Below are 22,641 nucleotides of genomic sequence, written 5' to 3'. Positions count from 1 at the left end.
GCCGCCGGTTTCCCGGCCGCGCTCAGCGGTTCGGATCGACGATCACCCGCCCCTGGACCGTGCCGCGCAGGATGTCTTGGCCCGCTTCGATGGCCTGCGCCAGCCCGACTTCGCGGGCGGCGATGCGGTCTATCAGCGGCTGCTCCAGCGTGCGGGCCAGGGCCTGCCAGGCTGCCTCGCGGCGCTCGCGCGCAGCCCTGACGCTGTCGATGCCCAGCAGGCTGACGCCGCGCAGGATGAACGGCGCCACCGAGGCCGGAAGATCCATGCTTTGCGCCAGGCCGCAGGCCGTGACCACGCCGCCGTAGCGCAGGCTGGCGCAGATATTGGCCAGCGTGTGCCCGCCCACGCTGTCCACCGCGCCGGCCCAGCGCTCCTTCTGCAGCGGCTTGCCTTTCTCGGACAGCGTGGCGCGGTCGATGATCTCGGATGCGCCCAGGTCCCGCAGCCGCTGCGCCGCCTGCGGGCGGCCGGTGCTGGCCGCCACGCGATAGCCCAGCCGCGCCAGGATGGCGACGGCAAAGCTGCCCACCCCGCCGTTGGCGCCGGTCACCAGCACCTCGCCGTCGCCCGGCGCCAGCCCCGCCTGCTGCAAGGCCTGCACCGACAGCATCGCCGTGTAGCCGGCCGTGCCGATGCCCATCGCCGCGCGCGGGCTCAGGCCCTCGGGCAGCGCGATGAGATAGTCGCCCGGCACGCGCGCGCGCTGCGCCAGCCCGCCCCAGTGCGTCTCGCCCACGCCCCAGCCGTTCAGCAGCACCTGCTGGCCGGGGCTGAAGCGCGGATCATCGCTTTGGCTGACGGTGCCGGCGAAATCGATGCCCGGCACCATGGGCCACTGCCGCACCACCGGCCCCTGGCCCGTGATGGCCAGGCCATCCTTGTAGTTGATGGTGGAGTAGGCCACGTCCACCGTGACGTTGCCGGACGGCAGCTGCGCATCGTCCAGTTCCGTCACTTCGGCGTGGGTACGGCCGTCTTGCTGGCTAAGCAGTATCGCTTTGAACATCCGTCTCCCTTCCTTTGGATCCGTTCAGAGTCATGAAGACATCGGCCAGCCGCCGCGGCCGGGCAAGGCTGCGCGGGATGCGCCGATGAACCCGCTCCCGCGGTCTTCTCGCAGCGCCAAGAATAGACCGGTCTGTTAGAAAATTCAATCCCGCCCGGCGACGATGGGAGGGCGGATGCCCGCCTGGCGCCGGCGGCCCGGACTGCCCGCGCCGCCGGCCCGCTTCAGGCCGGCTTGCGGGCCAGGGCCCAGGCGTACAGCAGGTCGCGCGGCAGCCCGCTGACCCGCGCGGCCACCCGCGCGGCATCGCGCACCGAGACGGTTTCCAGCAAGGCCTCGAGCAAGGCCTCGGTCTCGGGGGGCACGGATTGCCCGTCGGCGGCCTCGGGCGCGGGCGCCTCGTGCACGATCAGCACGAATTCGCCCTGCCCGCGCTGCGGCGCGGCCGCCAGCCACTGGCGGGCCTGCCCCAGTTCGATGGTGTCGATCTCTTCGAAGCGCTTGGTCAGCTCCCGCGCTACCGTCAGGCGGCGCTGGGGCCCGGCGATTTCGGCCAGGCCGTCCAGGGTGGCCGCCAGGCGATGCGGGGATTCGTAGATGAGCACCGGCGCCGGCAGGGCGCACCATTGCCGCAGCCAACGCTGGCGCGCGGCCGCCTTGGCGGGGGGAAAGCCCGCGAAGGCGAAGGCGGGATTCTCGTCGCTGGTGACGCCGCTGCCCATCAGGGCGGCGACCACCGCGCTGGGCCCGGGCACCGGGACCACCGGGCGGCCGGCCTCGCGCACGGCGCGCACGATGCGCGCGCCCGGGTCGCTGACGGCCGGCGCGCCCGCATCCGATACCAGCGCAACACGCTGCCCTTGCGCCAGCCGCTCGACGATGGCCTGGGCGGCCTGCGCCTCGTTGTGCCGGTGCGCGGCCATCAGCGGCGTGGAGATGCCCCAGGCGTCCATCAGGACGCGGCTGGCGCGGGTGTCCTCGGCGGCGATCACGTCCGCGCGCAGCAGCGCCTGCCAGGCGCGCAGGCCCAGGTCGCCCAGGTTGCCGATGGGCGTGGCCACGACATAGAGCGCGCCCTCGGGCCAATGCTGCTCGGCCACGCGCTCGGCCACGCGGCGCCAGGCGGGCTCGGCGGACTGGACTTTTTGGTTCATGGGGGACTTGCTGGGGGAAGGTCGGTGGGCGATGCTGCCAGTGTAATGGTTTGGCACGCACGCCCATGCCCCCACCGGACGATCTGCACGCCTGGCGCGCCGCGCGCGAGGCCCAGCGCAAGGCCCTGCGCCGGCGCGCGCGGGCGGCCGGCCGTACCCGGGCGGCAGGCGGCCCGACGCCGCCGGCCAGGCCGCCCACGCCGGCCCAGCGCCAGGGCCGCGCCAGCGAAGACCAGGCCCTGCGCCTGCTGTGCCGGGCGGGGCTGCAGCCGCTGGCGCGCAACCTGCGCTGCCGCGCCGGCGAGATCGACCTGGTCATGCGCGAAGGCGACGTACTGGTCTTCGTCGAGGTACGCCACCGCGCCAGCGACCGCTACGGCGGCGCGGCGGCCAGCGTGGCCGCCGCCAAGCAGGAGCGGCTGGCCCGCGCTGCGGCCTTCTTCCTGCCTCAGCTGGCCCTGCGGCACTGGGGCGCGCGCACGCCGGCCTGCCGCTTCGACGTGGTGGCCGCCGGCCCGGGCGGCATCACCTGGATACGCGCCGCTTTCGAGGCCGTGAGATAATCGCGCGCATGGATATGACCTCGCGCATGACCGCGCATTTCAACGATTCGGCCGCCGTCCTGCAGGAAAGCGGCCGGGCCCTGGCCGAGCCGCTGGCCCAGGGTGTGGAACTGCTGTTCACCACCTTGGCCAACAACGGCAAGATCCTGGCCTGCGGCAACGGCGGCTCGGCCGCCGACGCCCAGCATTTCGTCGCCGAACTGGTCGGGCGCTTCGAGCGCGAACGCTTGCCGCTGCCCGGCATCGCGCTGAACACCGACACCTCCATCCTGACGGCGGTGGGCAACGACTACGGCTACGAGCACGTATTCGAGCGGCAGGTGCTGGCGCTGGGCCAGCCCGGCGACGTGCTGGTGGCGATCTCGACCAGCGGGAACTCCGCCAACGTCGCCCTGTCCATCGAAGCGGCGCACGAACGCGACATGCGCGTCATCGCGCTGTCGGGCAAGGGCGGCGGCGCCTTCAACGATCTGCTCGGGCCCGACGATATCCACCTGTGCGTGCCGCATGACCGAACCATGCGCATCCAGGAAGTCCATATCCTGCTGCTGCACGCCTTGTGCGACGGCATCGACGCCCTATTGCTAGGAGACACCGCATGACCGCTTTCCCGCGCCGGACCGCCGCCCGCTCCTTGCTGCTGGCCGCCTTGCTGGCGGCGGCCGCCGCCACGCTGTCGGCCTGCGCGCCGGTGGTCGTGGGCGCGGCGGCCGGGGGCACGGCGCTGGTGGCCACCGACCGGCGCACCGCCGGCGTGCAGCTCGAAGACCAGAACATCGCGCTCAAGGTCGAGAGCAACATGCGCCGCCACTTCGGCGACAAGGCCAAGGTCAGCGCGGCGGTCTACCAGACCGTGGTGCTGCTGGTGGGCGACATCGCCGACGAAGCCAGCAAGCAGCAGGCCGGCACCCTGGCCGGCAAGGTCGAGAACGTCAGCCGCGTGGTCAACCAGCTCACCGTGGGCCCGGTGGCCACGGGCGACATCGTGCGCAACGACATCTGGGTCAACTCCAAGGTGCGCGCCGCCCTGGTCAACACGCGCGGGGTGCCCTCGCGCACCATCGTGGTCACCACCCACCGCGGCACCGTCTACCTGATGGGCAAGGTCACGCGCCTGGAAGGCGACTACGCCGCCGCGGCGGCGGCCAACGTCAGCGGCGTGCAGCGCGTGGTCAAGCTGTTCGAGATCATGTCGCCCGAGGAAGAGCGCGCCCTGCTCGAGGCCGGCAAGAACCCCGAGCCGCAGAAGAAGGCCGCCCCCATCACCACCCCGGGCAACGACCAGGCGCCGGCCGGCAGCGGCAGCAGCAGCGGCGCCAACGTCGAAGTCATGCCCATCCAGTAGGCGCGGCCCCATGAAAAAACTCCTGCTCGGCCTGGCCGCCGCCATCGTCCTCGCGCTGGGCGCCTGGTTCGTATGGACCCCGGCGCCGCAAGCGCCCGCCGTGGCCATGACCACCATCGCCGGCGAGCCGCTGAGCATGCAGGGGCTCGAAGGCAAGGTGGTGCTGGTCAAGTTCTGGGCCACCAGCTGCGTCACCTGCATCAAGCAGATGCCCGACACCATCGAGAACTACCGGCGCTATCACGAGCGGGGCTTCGAGACCATCGCGGTGGCCATGGACTACGACCCGCCCAACTACGTGCTCAATTTCGCGCAGACGCGCGAGCTGCCGTTCAAGGTGGTGCTGGATTCCAAGGGCGAGATCGCGCGCGCCTTCGGCGACGTCAGACTCACGCCCACCGCCTTCCTGATCGACAGGCAAGGGCGCATCGTCAAGCGCTACCTGGGCGAATACGACAAGGGCGAATTCCACGCCGCCCTGGAAAAAGCCCTGGCCGGCTAAGCGCGGCGCTCGCCGCGGCGCGCGCCAAGCTACAATTTCCGCTCGCCGCGGCCCGTGGGGGCCGCGCCCGCCAAGCCAGACAGCCAGGTTAGCCGCCACCATGAGTTCCGCCGAAGACGCCGCCCTTGCCGAATCCCTGAACGCGCTCTCGCCCGCCATCAAGGCCGGCGTATTGTCCGAAGCCCTGCCCTATATCCGCCGTTTCCACGGCAAGACCGTCGTGGTCAAGTACGGCGGCAACGCCATGACCGAAGAGCGCCTGCAGCGCAGCTTCGCCCACGACGTGGTGCTGCTCAAGCTGGTCGGCCTGAACCCGGTGGTGGTGCACGGCGGCGGCCCGCAGATCGACGCGGCGCTGCGCCGCGTGGGCAAGCAGGGCACCTTCCTGCAGGGCATGCGCGTGACCGACGCCGACACCATGGAAGTGGTCGAGTGGGTCCTGGGCGGCCAGGTGCAGCAGGACATCGTCATGATGATCAACGAGGCCGGCGGCAAGGCGGTCGGCCTGACGGGCAAGGACGGCGCGCTGATCCTGGCCGAGCGCAAGATGATGGACGACCGCGAGCACCCCGGCCAGAAGCTGGACATCGGTTTCGTGGGCGACGTGGTGCGCATCGAGCCGGCCGTGGTCAAGGCGCTGCAGGACGACCAGTTCATCCCGGTCATCTCCCCGATCGGCTACGGCGAGGACGGCCAGGCCTACAACATCAACGCCGACGTGGTGGCGGGCAAGATGGCCGAGGTCCTGGGCGCCGAGAAACTCGTGATGATGACCAACACGCCCGGCGTGCTGGACAAGGACGGCAAGCTGCTCACCGGCCTGACCGCGCAGAGCGTGGACAGCCTGTTCGCCGACGGTACGATCTCCGGCGGCATGCTGCCCAAGATCTCCTCGGCGCTGGACGCGGCCAAGAACGGCGTGAACTCCGTGCACATCGTCGATGGCCGCGTGCCGCACTGCCTGCTGCTCGAGATCCTGACCAACCAGGGCGTGGGCACGATGATCCGGTCGCGCTGATGGCTGCAGATCCGCGCCGGCTGCACGGCCCGCCGGTGCGCCGGCTGCGCACCCGCCAGGAACTGAGTCCGGCTGACCGGGCGCACCCGGTGTGGCTGTTCGACCTGGACAACACGCTGCACAATACCTCGCACGCCATCTTCTCGCACATCAACGTGGGCATGACGGCGGCCGTGGCGCGTACGCTGGGCGTGGACCAGGACGAGGCCAACCGCCTGCGCGCCAAGTACTGGCACCGCTACGGCGCCACCGTCATCGGCATGCACCGCCACCACGGCGTGGACGTGCGCGAGTTCCTGGCGCTCAGCCACGATTTCGAGGTCGGCCCGCTGGTGCGCGCGCCCAAGGGGCTGGCCCGCATGCTGGCCCGCCTGCCCGGACGCAAGGTGCTGGTCACCAACGCCCCGCTGGACTATGCCCGCGCCGTGCTCAAGCACCTGAAAGCCCTGCGGGCCTTCGACAGCATCTGGGCCATCGAGCAGATGCGCATCCACGGCACCTTCCGGCCCAAGCCCTCGGTGGCGCTGATGCGCTACGTGCTGGCGCGTGAAGGCATCCCCGCCTCGCGCGCGGTGCTGGTCGAGGACACCCTGTGCAACCTGCGCGGCGCGCGCGCGGCAGGGATCCGCACGGTGCACGTTTTTCACCCCGGCACGCCGTTCGCCAAGCTGCACCGGGGGCGCGCAGATTACGTCGACTTGCGGGTAAACTCGGTCGAACACCTGCTGCAACAGCGCCGCCCCGTGCGCCGGCGCTGACCGCGCCGCCGGCGCGGCGCCGCAGCGCGCGGGCGCCGCTCCGCTTCCACAGGATCTCCAGCATCGCCATGGCCAGCAAACCCGGAGAACGACGGACCCAGATCTTGCAGACGCTCGCAGAAATGCTCGAGCAGCCGCGCGCCGCGCGCATCACCACTGCCGCGCTGGCCGCCCGCATGCGCATTTCCGAGGCGGCGCTGTACCGCCATTTCGCCAGCAAGGCCCAGATGTTCGAGGGACTGATCGAGTTCATCGAGACCAGCATCTTCACGCTGATCAACCAGATCACCGTGGTCGAGCAGCACGGCCTGGGCCAGGCGCGCGGCATCGCGCGCATGCTGCTGTCGTTCTCCGAGCGCAACCGGGGCATGACGCGGGTGCTGACGGGCGATGCGCTCGTTACCGAGGATCACCGGCTGCTGGACCGCATCAACCATGTCAACGACCGCATCGAGGCGTCGTTCAAGCAATGCATACGCACCGCCGTCAATGACGGCGAGCTGCCGCCCGACACCGACGCTGCCGCCTACGGCAGCCTGCTGACCCATTTCGTGCTGGGCAGCTGGCTGCGCTATGCGCAAAGCGGCTGGCGGGTGGCGCCCACCGCGCATACGGAAACGCATCTGCGCCATATCCTGGCGCCCTGACGGCGCCGGCCTGGCGCGTCCGCGGCCTGCGCGGGGAGGCAGCAAGCCGAAGGCGCAGCGTGGGGGCTTTTTTGCCGCAGGGCCGCCCCAAGGCAAAAACGGCCCCCCTCGGGGGGCAGCAAGCCGAAGGCGCAGCGTGGGGGCTTTTTTGCCGCAGGGCCGCCCCAAGGCAAAAACGGCCCCCTCGGGGGGCAGCAAGCCGAAGGCGCAGCGTGGGGGCTTTTTTGCCGCAGGGCCGCCCCAAGGCAAAAACGGCCCCCTCGGGGGGCAGCAAGCCGAAGGCGCAGCGTGGGGGCTTTTTTCCGCGGCGCTAGATCTGCGTCAAGGCGCGATCGAGGCCATGCGGGACACAATGCAGGCAGGAGCGGCCGCAATGCTTCGTGCCCTGTAGAGGACGGCATGTCCGCCCTGTGTATCACCTTGTACAGGAGCCTTGCTTGAACTCGCTAGCCGCAGCCCCCGCCCCCAAACCGACGCCAGAGCGCGTACGCCTGCCTGTCGGACTGTTCGCCGCCCTGGCGGCCCTTGTCGCGGTCCTCTTGCTGCCGCTGCCGGCCGAGCTGCCGGTCGCCGGCCAGCGCATGCTGGCCATCCTGGCCTTCGCCGTGGTCATCTGGATCACCGAAGCGGTCTCCTACGAGGCCAGCGCCATCATGATCACCGCGCTCATGGCCTTCCTGATAGGCACGGCGCCCACGCTGGCCGACCCGGGCCTGGCCTATGGCACCTCGGCCGCCATCGGCATGGCGCTCAGCGGCTTTTCCAACAGCGCGCTGGCGCTGGTAGCCGGCGCCCTGTTCATCGCCGCGGCCATGACCCACACCGGGCTGGACAAGCGCATCGCCCTGGTCACGCTCTCGCGCGTGGGCACCACCACGCGCCGGGCGCTGCTGGGCGCCACCGCCGTCATCGTGGTGCTGAGCCTGCTGGTGCCCAGCGCCACCGCGCGCAGCGCCTGCGTGGTGCCCATCATGATGGGCGTGATCGCGGCCTTCGGCGTCGAGAAACGCTCGAACATCGCCGCCGGCCTGATGATCGTCGTGGCCCAGGGCACCAGCATCTGGAACGTCGGCATCCAGACCGCCGCCGCACAGAACCTGCTGACGGTCGGCTTCATGGAGAAAATGCTGGGCGAACGGGTCACCTGGTCCGACTGGCTGGTGGCCGGCGTGCCCTGGGCGGTCATCATGTCCGCAGTGCTGCTGGTCCTGGTGCTGAAGATGCTGCCTCCCGAATCGGACAGCATCGCCGGGGGCAAGGAAGCGGTCGAGCGCTCGCTGGCCGACCTGGGCCCCACCACGCCCGCGCAAAAGCGCCTGATGATCGTGATGATCGGCCTGTTGGCGCTGTGGGCCACCGAGGGCAAGCTGCACCGTTTCGATACCACTTCGACCACCTATGCCGGACTGGTGGTGCTGATGCTGCCGCGCATCGGCGTGATGACCTGGAAGGACGTGCAAAGCCGCATTCCCTGGGGCACGATCATCGTGTTCGGCGTAGGCATCAGCCTGGGCACGGCGCTGCTGACCACGCAGGCCGGCCAATGGCTGGGCAGCCAGGTGGTCACCCGCACCGGGCTGGACGTGCTGGGCCCGCTGGCCGTGCTGGCCGTGCTCACCGCCTTCCTGATCCTGATCCACCTGGGCTTTGCCAGCGCCACGGCGCTGACCTCGGCCATGCTGCCCATCCTGATCTCGGTGCTGCAGACGCTGCCGGGGGACATCAACGCCGTGGGCATGACCATGCTGCTGGGCTTTGCAGTGAGCTTCGGCTTTATCCTGCCCATCAACGCGCCGCAAAACATGGTGTGCATGGGCACGGAAACCTTCAACGCGCGGCAATTCGCCAAGGTCGGCATCGTGATCACGATCGCCGGCTACCTGCTGATGCTGCTGATGGGCGCCACCTATTGGCGCTGGCTGGGATGGATGTAGACATGAACGAAGCCGTCACCCTCGAAATCGACCAGGCCATCGCGCTGGGCCGGCAGCTGCTGGCCGCGCAAGGCGTGCCCGGCGACATCGCCGCCGACGTCGCGCAGCACCTGGTCGAATCGGACCGCGTCGGCTATGCCAGCCACGGCCTGTCCATCCTGCCCAGCTACCACCGCGTGCTGGGCAAGGGCCTGCTGGCGGCCGACGGCCGCCCCGCGCTGCTCAAGGACCAGGGGCCGCTGCTGGCCTACGACGGCCGCCACGGCTTCGGCCAGCACGTGGGCAAGGTGGTGGTCGAGGCGGCCATCGCCCGGGCCCGCGAGCAGGCGCTGTGCCTGCTGACGCTGCGCCACAGCCATCACCTGGGCCGCATGGGGCACTATGGCGAAATGGCGGCGCAGGCCGGCCTGGTGCTGCTGGCCTTCACCAACGTCATCAACCGCGCCCCGACCGTCGCGCCCTATGGCGGCGCCCAGGCGCGCCTGACCACCAACCCGCTGTGCTTTGCCGGGCCCCTGCCGGGCGGGCGTGCGCCCCTGGTGGTGGACATGGCCACCAGCGCCATCGCCGCCAACAAGGCGCGCGTGCTGGCCGCCCAGGGGCTGCCGGCGCCCGAGGGTTCCATGATCGATGCGCAAGGGCTGCCCACCACCCGCGCCGCCGATCTGTTCGCCGACCCGCCCGGCGCCCTGCTGCCCTTCGGCGGCCACAAGGGCTATGCGCTAGGCCTGGTGGCCGAACTGCTGGCCGGCGTGCTTTCCGGCGGCGGCACCATCCAGCCCGAGCATCCGCGCGGCAACAGCGCCACCAACAACATGTTCGCCATCGTGCTCGATCCGCAGGCGCTGTGCGGCGCGGCCTGGGGCACGCACGAGGTGGACGCCTTCCTGGACTACCTGCAAAGCTGCCCGCCCCAGCCGGGTGTGGAACGGGTGCAGTACCCGGGCGAATTCGAAGCCGGCAACCGGGCGCGCCACGCCACGCATGTGAGCTACGAGCCGGGCATCTGGGCCGGGTTGGCCGGACTGGGGCGCGAACTGGGGGTGGCGATGCCGGGCTAGGATGCCTGCCCGGCGTGGGCGGCATGCGTCCCCGACATGGCCGCCCGGTTCAGCCGATCGCCAGCCGCACCGGCTTGCCGATCCGGCTCATCATCTCCACCAGGGCGTCCAAGGTGAACTTCGCCGTCTTCCTGTTGACCACGTCGGACACGCGCGGGCGTGACACCATCAGGACCTGCGCGGCCTGCGCCTGCTTCAAGTGATGCCGGGCCATCCACTCGGCAAGTTCCGACATCAGCTGTTCCTTTAGCAACCGCGTGTCGTTGATCTGCCGCCGCGAAGCAGCTTGCAGCCGTGCGGCTTCGTCGGCCGGGAATCCCAGTTCGAGGAACAGGTTCGCGCCTGGTTTCGTGATGCGGCGAATCTCGGTATCGATCTTCATGGCTTGGCCCTTCTTGCCTTCGCCACGGCGCGGTAGCGCGCCGTGGCAATTTCCTTGTCCCGCTGGCTAGTCGTCTGCGCCTTCTTCCGGAAGCAGTGCAGAACATAGATGGCTTCCTCGAACTTGGCGACGTACATCACCCGGAAGATGCCACTGGTGTCTCGAATGCGGATTTCCCGCGTGCCGGCACCCACGTCATCGAAAGGCTTCCAATCCTCCGGCTCCAGGCCCGCCTGCACCTTGCTCAACTGGAAGCCGGCCTCCCGGCGCGGGGCTTCGGGAAAACACACCAGATCATCATAGGCAGACCCGACCCAGCGAATCTCCTTTTCGAGTTCCATGAACCCTTTCCGTATAAAATTTTATACGGACACCTGCAGCACCGTAAAGGCCCCGGCCAAGCAGGGCTTGGCCGGCTTTGCCGGTCCGTCGCCGCTGCCTGCAAATCCATGGCGGCGCAGGCCTGACCAAGGAGCTGCCTGTCGAGAAGTTCTGGCGCGACCAGCGCAGCATGATGATCACCGAAGGCCCCGAAGAGGTCCTCAAGAGCGCGCTGGCCCGCCGCGTGTTCGAACTGTACGCATGAAAAAAAGGCACCGCCCTGCCGGGGCGGTGCCTTGTGCAGTACCGGATCGCGCCCTGCTTACTCGGGCTTGATGTTCGCCTTCTCGATCAGGGCCTTCCACTTGGCCACTTCGGTGGCCACTTCCTTGCCGGTGTCTTCGGGCGACTTGTATTCGGCGATGGCGCCCTGCTTGAGCAGCGCGTCCTGGATGGCCGGGCGCGCCAGGATGTCCTTGAGCGCGGCGCTGAGCTTTTCCACGGCTTCGGCCGGCGTGCCGGCCGGCGCCATGATGCCGAACATGGAGCTGACCTCGAAATCGGCCAGGCCGGCCTCGGCGGCGGTGGGCACGTCGGGCAGGGTGGTCACGCGCTGGGGCGAGGCCACGGCCAGGGCGCGCAGCTTGTCACCCAGGATGTGGGGCTGGGCCGCCGGCACGGTTTCGATCATGGTCAGCACCTGGCCGCCGATCAGGTCGGTCATGGCCGGGCCGCTGCCGCGATAAGGCACGTGCAGCATGTCCACGCCCGCCGTCACCTTGAACAGCTCGCCGGCCATGTGCTGGGGCGAGCCGTTGCCGGCCGAGGCGTAGGTCAGTTCGCCCGGCTTGGACTTGGCCAGGTCGATCAGCTCCTTGAGGTTTTGCGCGGGCACCGACTTGTTGACCACGAACACCAGGGGCACGCGGCCGACGATGGCGATGGGCGCGAAGCTTTTTTCCAGGTCGTAGGAAACCTGCTGGCCATAGAGCGCCGAGTTGATGGAATGGCTGGTCAGCGCGCCCATGAGCAGCGTATAGCCGTCGGGGGCGGAGGTGGCCACCGCCGCCGCGCCGATGTTGCCGGCCGCCCCGCCGCGGTTCTCGACCACGATGGTCTGCCCCAGCGATTCGCCCAGGGCCTGCCCGAGCACGCGGCCGATGACGTCGGTGGCGCCGCCGGGCGGATAGGGCACGATCATGCGGATCGGCTTGTCGGGATAGGCAGCAAGGGCGGCGGGCGCAGCGCCCAGGGCAAGCCCTGCGGCCAGCAAAGCGCCTGCTGCGCGCATGCCACAGGAACGGAGAGAGAACGACATGGGTAAAGCCTCCTTGTTATCGCGCCTTTATGCGGACGCAGCCGTCCGGCCGGCTTGCCCGGCACGCATTCGCGCCCATCATAGGAATGGGTGATAACATTGTCAACTTGATTATCGATAATCTGCCGGCACGCCGGCCTCCGCTTTTCCGGTGACATCATGAGCCAAGACGACTCCAAGAGCGGCCTGCGCAAAGGCCTGACCAACTACGGCGATGCCGGCTTCTCGCTGTTCTTGCGCAAAGCGTTCATCAAGGGCGCCGGCTACACCGACGACGCGCTGGACCGCCCGGTGGTGGGCATCGTCAACACCGGCAGCGCCTACAACCCCTGCCACGGCAACGCACCGCAGCTGATAGAGGCCGTGAGCCGCGGCGTACTGATGGCCGGCGGCCTGCCCATGCCCTTTCCCACCATCTCGGTGCACGAAAGCTTCTCGCACCCGACCAGCATGTACCTGCGCAACCTGATGTCCATGGACACCGAGGAGATGATCCGCGCCCAGCCCATGGACGCGGTGGTGCTGATCGGCGGCTGCGACAAGACGGTGCCCGCCCAGCTGATGGGTGCGGCCTCGGCCGGCGTGCCGGCCATCCAGCTGGTGACCGGCTCGATGCTGACCGGCTCGCATCGCAGCGAGCGGGTGGGCGCCTGTACCGACTGCCGCCGCTTCTGGGGCAAGTACCGCGCCGACGAGATCGACGATGCCGAGATCGCCGACGTCAACAACCAGCTGGTGGCCAGCGTGGGCACCTGCTCGGTGATGGGCACGGCCAGCACCATGGCCTGCATGACCGAGGCGCTGGGCATGATGCTGCCCGGCGCGGCCAGCCCGCCCGCGGTGACCGCCGACCGCATGCGCTATGCCGAGCAAACGGGCGTGACCGCCGTGCGGATGGCCAAGGATCGCCTGACCCCCGACCGCATCATGACGCCGGCCGCTTTCGAGAACGCGCTGCGTGTGCTGCTGGCCATCGGCGGCTCGACCAATGGCGTGGTTCACATGACGGCCGTGGCCGGACGCCTGGGTTTCGACATCGACCTGGCGCAGTTGGACCGCATGAGCCGCGAGACGCCGGTGCTGGTGGACCTGAAGCCCTCGGGCCAGCACTACATGGAAGACCTGCACAAGGCCGGCGGCGTGCCCGCCTTGCTGCGCGAACTGCGGCCGCTGCTGCGCCTGGACGCGCTGACCGTCACCGGGCGCACGCTGGGCCAAGAGCTGGATGCCGCCGCTCCGGCTTTCCCGCAAACGGTGATCCGCAGCGTGGCCGACCCGATCTACCCGCAAGGCGGCATCGCCGTGCTGCACGGCAACCTGGCCCCGGGCGGGGCCATCATCAAGCAATCGGCCGCCGCGCCCGCGCTGATGGAGCACGAGGGCCGCGCCGTGGTGTTCGAGAACGCCGAGGACATGGCGCGCCGCATCGACGATCCGGACCTGGACGTGCGGCCCGAGGACGTGCTGGTGCTCAAGAACATCGGCCCCACGGGCGCGCCGGGCATGCCCGAGGCCGGTTACCTGCCCATCCCGCGCAAGCTGGCCCGCGCCGGCGTCAAGGACATGGTGCGCATCTCCGACGGGCGCATGAGCGGCACGGCCGCCGGCACCATCGTGCTGCACGTCACGCCCGAGGCGGCCGTGGGCGGGCCGCTGGCCTACGTGCAGAACGGCGACCGCATCCGCCTGAGCGTGGCGCGGCGCGAAATCAGCTTGCTGGTGGACGAGGCCGAGCTGGCGCGGCGCCGCGCCGCCCAGCCCGTCAGCCGCCCCAGCGCGCCGCGCGGCTACCGCAAGCTGTTCCTGCAAAGCGTCACCCAGGCCGACCAGGGCGTGGATTTCGACTTTTTGCGGTCGGACAAAAATAACGGGAAAATTCCAGGCTCCCGCTGACCTGTCCGTTTCCCTTCATGAGCACGCTTGCCGCAACGCCCCTGGCCCCCGGCTCCACGCATGGCGCCGGCGCCGCGTACGACCTGGCCAGCGCGGTGGCGGCGCTGGAAGAGGACATCGTGCTCAACCGCCTGCATCCGCGCGAGCGGCTGACCGAGGACGAGCTGATGCAGCGCTTCGGCCTGAAGCGCCACCTGGTGCGCGAGGTGCTGGCCGAGCTGGCGCGCCTGGGCCTGGTCGAGCGGCGCAAGAACGTCGGCGCCGAGGTGCGCCTGTACACCACACGCGAAGTCATGGAACTGTACGCGGTGCGCGAGCTGCTCGAGACCGAAGCGGCCCGCCAGGTGCCCTGCCCGCCGGCGCCCGCCGACCTGCAGCGCCTGATCGAGGTGCAGCGCCGCCACGATGCCGCCGTGCGCGCCGAGGACCCCAGGCTGGTGTTTCGCACCAACATCGAGTTCCACCAGACGCTGTTCGGGCTGTGCGAGAACACGGTGCTGCAAAAGGCCATCCAGGAATACGCGCGCCAGACCCACCCCATCCGCTTCAGCACGCTGGTCTCGGCGGACTACCGCAGCCGCTCGCAGCACGAGCACTGGCAGATGATCGAGGCCTTGCGCGAGGGCCGGCGCGACATGCTGGTGGCGCTGTGCCGCGAGCACCTGACGCCTTCGCGCGACGGCTACCTGGCGGCCAACCGGCACCTGGCCGAAGGCGGCTAGCGCCTTCGGCCCCGCGGTGCCCGCCCGCGCTAGGCCCGCACCTCCTGGCGCTGGAAGCTCACGTAGGCGGCGGTAAACAGCAGGATGGCCGCGGCCAGCAACCCCACCCCCTGGGCCCAGATGATGCGCAGGCTCTGGCCCAGCGCCAGGGGCGCTCCCATCAGCGCGCCTTGCAGCTGGTCCAGGAACACCGGCCCCAGGGTACGCGTGCCGGGGCTGAGCAGCACCACCATGGCCTCGTTGAACAGCTGGTTGGGCGACAGGCGTTGCAACGCCTGCGTCCACTGCAGGGTCTGCAGGCTCGGCCGGCCCAGCACCTGCGCCATCAGATCCGGCGGCGCGATGGCGTTGGCCAGGGCGCCGGCCAGCAGGGGCCAGAGCAGGGTCAGGAACAGCCACAGCCCCAGCGCAACCAGCGCCGAAGTGGCCGGCGCGCGCAGCAGGGTGGACAGCAGCATGGCCAACGCCAGCCAGACGGCCGCGTAGGCCAGGGCCACGCCCAGGAACAGCAGGGACCGCGCCAGCTCTTCGAGGCCGGGCGCCACGCCCAGCATCAGCAGGCCGCTGCCCATCACGATCAGCCACAGGCAAAGCAGGAACAGCGCCAGGGTGCCGAGCGCGGCCACGAACTTGCCCAGCAGCAGCGCATCGCGATAGACCGGCTGCGAGAGTATGCGGCTGAGCGTGCGCCGGCTGTATTCGCCGTTGATCGCGTCGAACCCCAGCCCGATGGCCAGCAGCGGGACCAGGAAGCCCAGCATGGCCGCGAACGAAGGCATGGGGTCCTGCGCCAGGGTGAACAGCTTCAGGAAGACGAAGGGATCCTCGGACGTGTTGGCGCGGATGTCCCGCAGCGCGCCGTACAGGGCCGCGGCCGCGGTCAGCGCGATCAGCCAGGCCAGCACGCGCATGCGCGCGCCCGACAGGTGGTCGGCGGCCTCCTTCAGCGCGATGACGCCCACGCCGGTCCAGGGCGAGCCTTCACGTTTGCTCATGGGCTGACTCCTTGTGCCGGCCTGCATCGGCCGTCGCGAAATAACGGTTGTAGATCGCATCCAGGCTGGGACGCTCGAGCGCAAGCTCGTATAGCTCGCCGCCGGCCTGCACCACGGCGCGGGCGGCGGCCGCACGCACGTCGTCCTCGGCCAGCAGCCGGTAGCGCCCCGGCGCCACGGCCTGCACGTCCCGCACGCCCGGCACGGCGCGCAAATGCGGGGCCAGGTCGGCGCCCGAGGCCTGCACGTCCAGCGAGAAACCGCCGCCCAGGACCTGGCGCGCAAGCTCCGGCACGCTGCCCATCAAGGCGATGCGCCCGCCGCGAAACAGCGCCACGCGGTCGCAGATCCGCTGCATGTGGTCCAGCAGGTGGGACGACAGCAGCACCGTGACCCCGTCGCGCTTGAGGTCCTGGATCAATCCCAGGAATTCCTCGGTGGACTGCGGATCCAGTCCCGACGTCGGCTCGTCCAGGATGGCCACGCGCGCCTGCTTGACGACGATCTCGGCCAGGCCCAGCCGCTGGCGCATGCCGCGCGAATACGTCGCCACCGGCCGCTGCGCCACGTCCAGCAGCCGGACGCGGGCCAGCGCCGCGTCGATGCGCCGGCGGCGCTCGGCGCTGTCCAGCCCCAGCAGCCGCGCCGTATAGCTGAGGTTCTCGCGGGCGCTGAGCGAGTCGTAGAAACCCACGGCATCGGGCATGTAGCCGACCTGCCGCTTGACGGCCAGAGGCTGGCGCTGCGGGTCCATGCCCAGCAGCCGCACTTGGCCGGCCGACACCTCGGTCAGGCCCAGCAGCATGAGGATGGTCGTGGTCTTGCCCGCGCCGTTGGGCCCGAGCAGGCCGAAGATCTCGCCGGCGCCGATCGTGAAATCGATGCCGTCGACCGCGGCCGCCTGCCCGTAGCGCTTCGTCAGCCCGCGCGCTTGGATGACAGGTGCGTTCATCGCCGTCCGAACCTCGCAACGGCCCCCACCAGGATCAGCACCGCGATGGCGATGACGGCCACGCCGATGATGCCCCAGGTACTGGAGGTGACCACCGTGATGCGGAAATCGCCCGAGGCCGAGTGCCCTTGCGAACGGGCGCTGATGCTGGCCATGTAGTCGCCCGCCAGCGACCGCGCCGAGGGCGTGATGCTGGCCTGCACCTCGGCCTGCTCGCCGGCGGCGATGCGCTCGATCCGCTCGGGCTCGAAGGTCACGGACCAGCCCGAGGGCGCGGTGCTGGAGAGCTGCACCCCTTCGGCCGGCGCCGCCCCGGTGTTGCGGATCAGCACCGGCACGGTGGTGGCCCGGTCGGCCTGGGCCCGCGCGCTCATCAGCCCGTCGCGCCCGCTGACCTGCAGCGTGGGCTGGCCCACGATCTGCAGCGCCAGGTCGGCCTGCGCCTGCAGGCCTTCGGCCACGGCCGCGACCTTGACCTCGTAGTCGCCCGGCTCGGCGTTCGAGGGCGGGTGCAGCCGCAGCCGGATGTCCTTGGACTGGCCGGCCTCGATGGGCACGGAACTGATCTGCTGGCTGCCGTAGCCCTCGTTGAACTCGGTGCGGAAATACCGCGGCGCCTGCGCGTCCAGGCTGACCATCAGGTCGCGCCCGCTATCGTTGCGCAGGGTCAGCGAATAGTCGAAGGTCGTGGAAGCCCCGCCCTTGAGCGCCGGCAGGCTGGCCTCGAGCGCCAGCCGGGCGGGCAGTTCCTCGGCCAACGCGACCTCGATGGGCAGCGACACCTGGCGCCCATCCCCTTCGGCCACCACGCGCAGCGTATGGCGCTGGGCCGCCGCATCCTCGGGGATCTCCAGGCGCAACTGCAACGGCACGCTTTCTCCGGTGGCCGGCATCGCGGCGGCCACCGGCTGGCCGCCGCCCAGCACCGCAGCCTTCCAGCCCTGCGGCACGCCGTCCACCCGCAAGCCCAGGCGCGCGGGCGGCAGGCCGTAGTTGCGCAGGCGCAGGGACACGGTCGCCGTGGTGCCGGCCTGGACCGTCAACGCCGGATAGTCGGTAAGCAGGTAAAGGCCGCGCACCTCGTCGGCCGCGGCCTGGGCGCGTGCCGGCCCGGCCGCGGATGCGGCAAGGAAAAGAACAAGAAAGGCCGTGACGGCCGCAAGAAGCTTGACTTGTTTTTGCATGGCAGGTCCGTCGAAGATGAACCTGCCAACATTGCCGCAAAGCCAGCCAACAAGCTGCCAGGTTCGCGTTCACGCACAATTAACCCGGGCGTGCGACAAGGCGCACGCCACCAGGCCTGAGTCAGGCTGGGCGCCGCCGAAGTTCCGGCGGGGAAGGCGCCGATTGTTTCCTTTAGTAACTTTTGTATAAAAATCAGCCAGAAATAAACAAATAGAGGCTTATGGTTTCTTTTTGATTCAACTATTACAAACCCGCCGCCATGCGGCATCGCGCTTGACCGCTATGCGCTGCCGGCCCCGGTCCGGCTACAGCAGCTTGCCGGGGTTCATGATGCCGGCCGGGTCGAGCAAGGCCTTGATCTGGCGCATCAGCTTCAGTTCGAGCGGGTCCTTGTGCTTGAGGAAGTATTCGCGCTTGAGCTGGCCGATGCCATGTTCGGCGCTGATGCTGCCGCCATAGCGCGCCACCTCGTCCAGCACCTCGGCCGTCAGGGCCTCGCCGTGCCGGGCTGCCCAATCGCTGGGCGCGCCGGCCGGACGCGACAGGTTGTAGTGCAGGTTGCCGTCGCCGAAATGCCCGAACACATAGGGCCGGATGTCGGCGTGCAGCGCCCGGATGCGGCGCTCGGCCGAGACCATGAAGGCGGGGATATGCTCGATGGGCAGCGAGACGTCGTGCTTGATGTGCGGTCCGTCGGCGCGCTGGGCTTCGGAGATTTCCTCGCGCAGCTTCCACAGGGCCTGCAACTGCGCCAGCGAGGCCGACACGGCCGCGTCCTGGCACAGCTCGCGCTCCAGCGCCTGGCCGATGACGTCCTCGAGCAGGGCCGAGAGCGCCGCTTCGTCGGCCGTATCGGCCAGCTCCACCAGCACGTAGCCCGGATGGCGCTGCGCGAAGGGCTCCTGTACGCCCTCGGCATGCGCCAGCACGAGATCGACGCAGTCGCCGGTGAAGAACTCGTAGGCCTGCAACCGCGGCCCGCATTGCGCAAACAGCAGCTCGTACAGCGCCAGCGCCTGGGCGGGCGAATCGACCGCCGCCAGCACCACCGCCCGCACGTCGGCGCGCGGATACAGACGCAGCGCGGCGGCGGTGATGATGCCCAGCGTGCCCTCCGAGCCGATCAGCAGTTGCTTGAGGTCGTAGCCCGTGTTGTCCTTGCGCAGGGTGCGCAGGCCGTTGAAGATCTCGCCGCCGGGCAGCACCGCCTCGATGCCCAGCACCAGTTCACGCGTCATGCCGTAGCGCACCACGTTGACTCCGCCGGCGTTGGTGGCCAGGTTGCCGCCGATCTGGCAGGAATCCTCGGCCGCCAGGCTCAGCGGCAGCAGACGCCCGGCCTGCTGCGCGGCGCGGCGCAGGTTGCCCAGGATGCAGCCGGCCTCGGCCACCAGCGTGTTGGCCGTGGTATCGATGCTGCGCACCGCGTTCATGCGCTCCAGGCTGATCACCACATTGCCCGCGCCGCTGTCGGGCGCGGCGCCGCCGCATAGGCCCGTATTGCCCCCGCGCGGCACGACCGGCACCCGGTGCTCGCTGCACAGCGCCAGGGCCTTGGAAACCTGCTCGACGGTGCGCGGACGCAGCACGGCCAGGGCCTGGCCCTTGTAGAGGCCACGCCAATCGGCCAGGTAGGGCTGCTTGGAGGCTTCGTCGCTCAACACGCAATCGGCGCCCAGCCGTTCGGCCAGGCGCGCAAGGAAATCGCTATTGCTCATGGGTACGCTCGTTGGAAGAAAGGACCAGCCAGGCGCCGGCAAGCCCGGATGGGTGCGGTTGCGCGCCGGGCGCCGGGCCTTCGAGCCCGAGCCGGGCGCGGGCCGCGCGCAGATGCCGGCTGGCTGCTGCGCGGGCCTGTTCGGGCTCGCCGGCCCGGATGGCCTCGTAGATGGCCACATGCTCGCGATGCACGGCCGCGGCCGCCTGCGGGCCGGCCTGGCTGGCGGTATTGCGGCGGGCCGCGGCCACGGCCTGGCTCAGCTGCACGGTGAGATAGCCGATCAGGCCTTGGTAATAGGGGTTATGGGTGGCGGCGGCGATCGCCGCGTGAAAGGCCAGGTCGTGGCGCGCGCCCTCGTCGGGGTGATGCAGGTGCTGCTCGAGCTGCTCCAGGATGCGCGCCAGGCCGTCGGCCTGGGCGGTGGTGCGCCGCAGGGCCGCCCAGGCCGCTGTGGCGCTCTCCAGGTCTATGCGCAGTTCGTAAAGCGCGGCCAATTCCGCGCGGCCCAGCCCCTGGGCCTCGGGCACCCTGAAGCCGCTGGCCGCGGTGCGCGAACGCACCACGCAGCCGGCCCCCTGCCGGCTTTCTATCAGCCCCTGCGCGCGCAGGCGTTCGGTGGCCTCGCGTATGACCGCCGCACTGACGCCGAATTCGGCCGCCAGCAGCCGTCCGGCCGGCAGCTTGGATGCCAGGGGATATTCGCCCGCGGCGATACGGGCTGCCAAGGTGCCGGCCACACGGTCGGTCAAAGTCTGGACGGGAGTGCGCATCGCGCCAGTGTAACGCAAACTGTTCTGCTTATCTGATAAGTTGTGCGCCTGCCGTCAGAGCGTAAATTATAATTGCCATTTTCATGATATGGATAGTTTGATATCCATCATAATAGAAACTATGCTATCCATATCTTAAAAATGGATCCTATATCTACCATGTCTACCTTGGCCCAAATCGGCGCATCCTTGCGGCAGGCCCGCCTGGCACAGGGTTTGAGCGCCACGCAATTGAGCGAGCGTACCGGCCTGAGCCGCGTCACGCTGCGCGAACTGGAAAACGGCCTGGGCAATGCCCGGCTGTCCACGGTACTGGCCGTCTGCGACGCCCTGGACCTGAGCCTGACCGTCGCGCCGCGCGCGGTGGCCGACCTGCAATCGGGCGACGCCCGCCAGCGCCCCACCGAACTGTCCGCACTGCTGGCCCGCACCCGCGAGGCCGGCCTGGCCTTGCGCGGCCGCCGCAAGGACGCCCCCTGACCGCCGCCAAGGACCCTGTCATGCCGCTGCTGCGATCGTTGCGCATCCGCCTGGGCGAGGTCGACGTCGGCTCGCTCTTTGCCCTGGACGACGGCCGCACCTATTTTCGCTTCGACGAATCCTATGCGCTGCTTGCGCCAGCGGCGCGGCCGGTCCTGTCGCAAGCCTACGAGGGCGGCACGCCCCAGGCCACCACGCGCCAGCTGCTGGATCCCACCCTGGCCGCCAACCGCGGCGACGGACGCGGCGCCCTGCCGCCCTTTTTCGAAAACTTGCTGCCCGAAGGCCGCTTGCGGCGCCATTTGACCGAGCTGGCCAGGCTGGCGCCCGACGACAGCCTGGGGCTGCTGGCCTACTGCGGCCTGGACCTGCCCGGCAACGTGCAGGCCGTGGCCGAGGAGTTGAGCCCCGCGCAGATGGGCCGGCTGCTGGGCCAGGGCCACGACAGCTTCGAGTTCAGCGCGGGGCAGCTTCCCACGCCGCAAGGCGAATCGATCTCCGGCGTGCAGCCCAAGGTCGCGCTGGTGCGCGAGCCGGGAGGCCGCTACGTCATGCGCTCGAAGGCGCACGGCGCGCATTTCATCGGCAAGCTGCCTACCGGCGACTACCCCGCCCTGCCCGAGGTCGAACATGCCTCGCTCCTGCTGGCGCGCGAGGCAGGGGTGACCACCTGCGAACACGAGCTGCTGCCCCTGTCGGCCATCGCCGACCGCCTGCCTTTCGAACTGCGCGCCGACGCGCGGCGCTTCCTGCTGGTGCACCGCTACGACCGCGACGCCCGCACGCCCAACGGACGGCGCCACGCCGAGGATTTCGCCCAGGTCACCGCCACGCCGCCCGAGCGCAAATACACGCTGGGCTACGCCGAGCTGGGCGCGGCGCTGCTGGCCCGCTCGGCGCGGCCCCGCCAGGACATCCACGAACTGGTGCGGCGCATCGTCGTCAACGAGCTGCTGGGCAATCCCGACGCGCACCTGAAGAACTTCGGGCTGCTGTATGAAACCCCGCAGCAGGCCGCCCTCTCGCCGGCCTACGATATCGTGGCCTACAGCGTCTACCTGGGCACCACCGGCCACGGCCTGGCGCTGGTGCCGGGCGAACGGCCGCACCGCCAGCTGCGGCCCCTGGTGCTGCGCATCTGGTCCAACCTGTGGGAAGTGCCCGAGCGCAGCCTGCAGGATACGGTCAACGCCACCGTCGAGGCCGCCATGACCCGCTGGCCAGCCTTGCTGGCGGAACTGGATTTGCCGGCCGAACACAAGGAGCGGTTGTGGCGCCATGCCGAGCAGGGCGCAATGGGGGAGAAGTGGCGCCGCCGGGCTGGCCGCTGATGCTGCCTTCCCCGTGCTTGGAAAGACCGCTCTGCCTGACGGCCCCTCCCCCCTGTTTGGAAAGACCGCTGCCTGACGGCCACCGTGGCCGGTCGGGGCGTCGGGCGATGCCGTCGCCGTGCGGCGCGGTTGCGCGGCGATCGCTCAAAGAGAAAAACTTTGCAGTGCCGCTCAAGCGGGGCGCGCAGGCGCCCCTTCTTTCGCATTCGACCGCCGCTTTTGAGGGGTAGGGGCGACGAGGCAGGCGGAAGATTTCAGGGGCGGGGCGCAGGGGGATGCGTGTCAGGCCGATTACGGCGCCCTCGGGCTGACGCATGCCGAGTCTTTTGCAATCCCGAGATCTTCGGGCCTGCCCCGCTGCCCTACCTCCCAAATTTGGCGGTCGAATGCGAAAGAAGGGGCGCCTGCGCGCCCCGCTTGAGCGGCCCCGCAAGATCTTTCTCTTTTCAACCGGCATGGGGCAAGCAGGCAAGAACGACTCCGGCCCCAGCGCCAACACACACCCAGACTACGCAGTCCGCCGAGGCCGGGCGGGGTGGCGGGCGATTTCTGGCGCCGGGCGCGGCGCAACCGCGCCGCAC

At 69.7% G+C, this 22,641-nt stretch carries 24 protein-coding genes; 14 read left to right on the top strand and 10 right to left on the bottom strand.

Going from position 1 to position 22,641, the window contains the following annotated elements:
• Window positions 1–22: 22 nt before the first annotated feature.
• Window positions 23–1,009: an acrylyl-CoA reductase (NADPH) gene (gene acuI / locus V8Z80_RS16615; protein WP_155196300.1), complete on the bottom strand. Its 987-nt coding sequence runs from the start codon at window positions 1,007–1,009 to the stop codon at window positions 23–25.
• A 224-nt stretch (window positions 1,010–1,233) separates the two neighbouring features.
• Window positions 1,234–2,163, bottom strand: a complete 930-nt coding sequence (gene rsmI, locus V8Z80_RS16610; protein ID WP_336062780.1) for a 16S rRNA (cytidine(1402)-2'-O)-methyltransferase — start codon at window positions 2,161–2,163, stop codon at window positions 1,234–1,236.
• 65 nt (window positions 2,164–2,228) lie between these two features.
• Between rsmI and V8Z80_RS16605 the strand changes: the two genes are divergently transcribed.
• From V8Z80_RS16605 to V8Z80_RS16565, 9 genes are all read left to right on the top strand, one after another.
• Window positions 2,229–2,726: a YraN family protein gene (locus V8Z80_RS16605; RefSeq protein WP_336062779.1), complete on the top strand. Its 498-nt coding sequence runs from the start codon at window positions 2,229–2,231 to the stop codon at window positions 2,724–2,726.
• Window positions 2,727–2,734: 8 nt separating this feature from the next.
• Window positions 2,735–3,328 (top strand): phosphoheptose isomerase, encoded by a 594-nt coding sequence (locus V8Z80_RS16600; protein WP_155196303.1) that lies wholly within the window; start codon window positions 2,735–2,737, stop codon window positions 3,326–3,328.
• Window positions 3,325–4,071, top strand: coding sequence for a BON domain-containing protein (locus V8Z80_RS16595; protein WP_155196304.1), 747 nt, complete (start codon window positions 3,325–3,327; stop codon window positions 4,069–4,071). The genes V8Z80_RS16600 and V8Z80_RS16595 overlap by 4 nt, the downstream gene beginning before the upstream one ends.
• A 10-nt stretch (window positions 4,072–4,081) precedes the next feature.
• The gene (locus V8Z80_RS16590) at window positions 4,082–4,573 is read left to right on the top strand and encodes a peroxiredoxin family protein (protein ID WP_155196305.1); all 492 of its coding nucleotides are present in this window, start codon (window positions 4,082–4,084) and stop codon (window positions 4,571–4,573) included.
• Between the two features lie 100 nt (window positions 4,574–4,673).
• A complete protein-coding gene (argB, locus tag V8Z80_RS16585; RefSeq protein WP_155196306.1) occupies window positions 4,674–5,591 on the top strand; it encodes an acetylglutamate kinase in 918 nt (305 codons plus the stop codon).
• A complete protein-coding gene (locus V8Z80_RS16580) occupies window positions 5,591–6,349 on the top strand; it encodes a pyrimidine 5'-nucleotidase (protein WP_336062777.1) in 759 nt (252 codons plus the stop codon). The genes argB and V8Z80_RS16580 overlap by 1 nt, the downstream gene beginning before the upstream one ends.
• 68 nt (window positions 6,350–6,417) lie before the next feature.
• Complete coding sequence (gene slmA, locus V8Z80_RS16575) at window positions 6,418–6,996, top strand: nucleoid occlusion factor SlmA (RefSeq protein ID WP_155196314.1); 579 nt, start codon at window positions 6,418–6,420, stop codon at window positions 6,994–6,996.
• 437 nt (window positions 6,997–7,433) lie between these two features.
• Window positions 7,434–8,930 (top strand): DASS family sodium-coupled anion symporter, encoded by a 1,497-nt coding sequence (locus tag V8Z80_RS16570; RefSeq protein WP_155196315.1) that lies wholly within the window; start codon window positions 7,434–7,436, stop codon window positions 8,928–8,930.
• Window positions 8,931–8,932: 2 nt separating this feature from the next.
• Window positions 8,933–9,991 carry an Ldh family oxidoreductase gene (locus V8Z80_RS16565; protein WP_336062776.1) on the top strand — a complete coding sequence of 353 codons (1,059 nt, stop codon included), beginning with the start codon at window positions 8,933–8,935 and terminating at the stop codon, window positions 9,989–9,991.
• Window positions 9,992–10,040: 49 nt separating this feature from the next.
• On the opposite strand, the gene V8Z80_RS16560 is transcribed toward V8Z80_RS16565, so the two are convergent.
• Entirely contained in the window at window positions 10,041–10,373 is a 333-nt protein-coding gene (locus tag V8Z80_RS16560; protein ID WP_155196317.1) for a helix-turn-helix domain-containing protein, read from the bottom strand.
• On the bottom strand, window positions 10,370–10,714 hold the full coding sequence (locus tag V8Z80_RS16555) for a type II toxin-antitoxin system RelE/ParE family toxin (protein WP_155196318.1): 345 nt from the start codon (window positions 10,712–10,714) through the stop codon (window positions 10,370–10,372). The genes V8Z80_RS16560 and V8Z80_RS16555 overlap by 4 nt, the downstream gene beginning before the upstream one ends.
• A gap of 77 nt (window positions 10,715–10,791) precedes the next feature.
• On the opposite strand from V8Z80_RS16555, the gene V8Z80_RS16550 reads away from it, so the two are divergent.
• Window positions 10,792–10,959 carry an acyl-CoA dehydrogenase family protein gene (locus tag V8Z80_RS16550; RefSeq protein WP_336062775.1) on the top strand — a complete coding sequence of 56 codons (168 nt, stop codon included), beginning with the start codon at window positions 10,792–10,794 and terminating at the stop codon, window positions 10,957–10,959.
• A gap of 57 nt (window positions 10,960–11,016) precedes the next feature.
• On the opposite strand, the gene V8Z80_RS16545 is transcribed toward V8Z80_RS16550, so the two are convergent.
• Window positions 11,017–12,012: a Bug family tripartite tricarboxylate transporter substrate binding protein gene (locus V8Z80_RS16545; RefSeq protein WP_155196323.1), complete on the bottom strand. Its 996-nt coding sequence runs from the start codon at window positions 12,010–12,012 to the stop codon at window positions 11,017–11,019.
• A gap of 159 nt (window positions 12,013–12,171) precedes the next feature.
• Between V8Z80_RS16545 and V8Z80_RS16540 the strand changes: the two genes are divergently transcribed.
• Together V8Z80_RS16540 and V8Z80_RS16535 are read left to right on the top strand one after the other, a co-directional pair.
• Window positions 12,172–13,905, top strand: a complete 1,734-nt coding sequence (locus tag V8Z80_RS16540) for an IlvD/Edd family dehydratase (protein WP_336062774.1) — start codon at window positions 12,172–12,174, stop codon at window positions 13,903–13,905.
• A 17-nt stretch (window positions 13,906–13,922) separates the two neighbouring features.
• Window positions 13,923–14,627: a GntR family transcriptional regulator gene (locus V8Z80_RS16535; RefSeq protein ID WP_155196325.1), complete on the top strand. Its 705-nt coding sequence runs from the start codon at window positions 13,923–13,925 to the stop codon at window positions 14,625–14,627.
• Between the two features lie 29 nt (window positions 14,628–14,656).
• Here the strand turns inward: V8Z80_RS16535 and V8Z80_RS16530 are convergent, their stop codons facing one another.
• The 5 genes from V8Z80_RS16530 to V8Z80_RS16510 all read right to left on the bottom strand — a co-directional run bounded on the left by V8Z80_RS16530 (window position 14,657) and on the right by V8Z80_RS16510 (window position 20,249).
• The gene (locus V8Z80_RS16530) at window positions 14,657–15,622 is read right to left on the bottom strand and encodes an ABC transporter permease (protein WP_336062773.1); all 966 of its coding nucleotides are present in this window, start codon (window positions 15,620–15,622) and stop codon (window positions 14,657–14,659) included.
• A complete protein-coding gene (locus V8Z80_RS16525; RefSeq protein ID WP_336062772.1) occupies window positions 15,609–16,574 on the bottom strand; it encodes an ABC transporter ATP-binding protein in 966 nt (321 codons plus the stop codon). Before V8Z80_RS16525 ends, V8Z80_RS16530 begins: the two co-directional genes overlap by 14 nt.
• The gene (locus V8Z80_RS16520) at window positions 16,571–17,758 is read right to left on the bottom strand and encodes an NEW3 domain-containing protein (RefSeq protein WP_336062771.1); all 1,188 of its coding nucleotides are present in this window, start codon (window positions 17,756–17,758) and stop codon (window positions 16,571–16,573) included. Before V8Z80_RS16520 ends, V8Z80_RS16525 begins: the two co-directional genes overlap by 4 nt.
• A 306-nt stretch (window positions 17,759–18,064) precedes the next feature.
• The gene (locus V8Z80_RS16515; protein WP_155196329.1) at window positions 18,065–19,477 is read right to left on the bottom strand and encodes an FAD-binding oxidoreductase; all 1,413 of its coding nucleotides are present in this window, start codon (window positions 19,475–19,477) and stop codon (window positions 18,065–18,067) included.
• The gene (locus tag V8Z80_RS16510; protein ID WP_336062770.1) at window positions 19,467–20,249 is read right to left on the bottom strand and encodes a FadR/GntR family transcriptional regulator; all 783 of its coding nucleotides are present in this window, start codon (window positions 20,247–20,249) and stop codon (window positions 19,467–19,469) included. Before V8Z80_RS16510 ends, V8Z80_RS16515 begins: the two co-directional genes overlap by 11 nt.
• A gap of 159 nt (window positions 20,250–20,408) precedes the next feature.
• Here V8Z80_RS16510 and V8Z80_RS16505 point away from each other — a divergent pair, with 159 nt between their 5' ends.
• Both V8Z80_RS16505 and V8Z80_RS16500 read left to right on the top strand, forming a co-directional pair.
• Entirely contained in the window at window positions 20,409–20,729 is a 321-nt protein-coding gene (locus V8Z80_RS16505; RefSeq protein WP_336062768.1) for a helix-turn-helix domain-containing protein, read from the top strand.
• 20 nt (window positions 20,730–20,749) lie between these two features.
• Window positions 20,750–22,060, top strand: coding sequence for a type II toxin-antitoxin system HipA family toxin (locus V8Z80_RS16500; RefSeq protein WP_155196332.1), 1,311 nt, complete (start codon window positions 20,750–20,752; stop codon window positions 22,058–22,060).
• The last annotated feature ends 581 nt before the right edge of the window (window positions 22,061–22,641 follow it).

It is taken from the genome of Orrella sp. JC864 (genome assembly GCF_037026685.1).
In the GTDB taxonomy this organism is placed as follows: domain Bacteria; phylum Pseudomonadota; class Gammaproteobacteria; order Burkholderiales; family Burkholderiaceae_B; genus Orrella.
The sequence above is the reverse complement of the archived record's forward strand: the minus strand, read 5'-3'. Positions and strand labels throughout refer to the sequence as shown.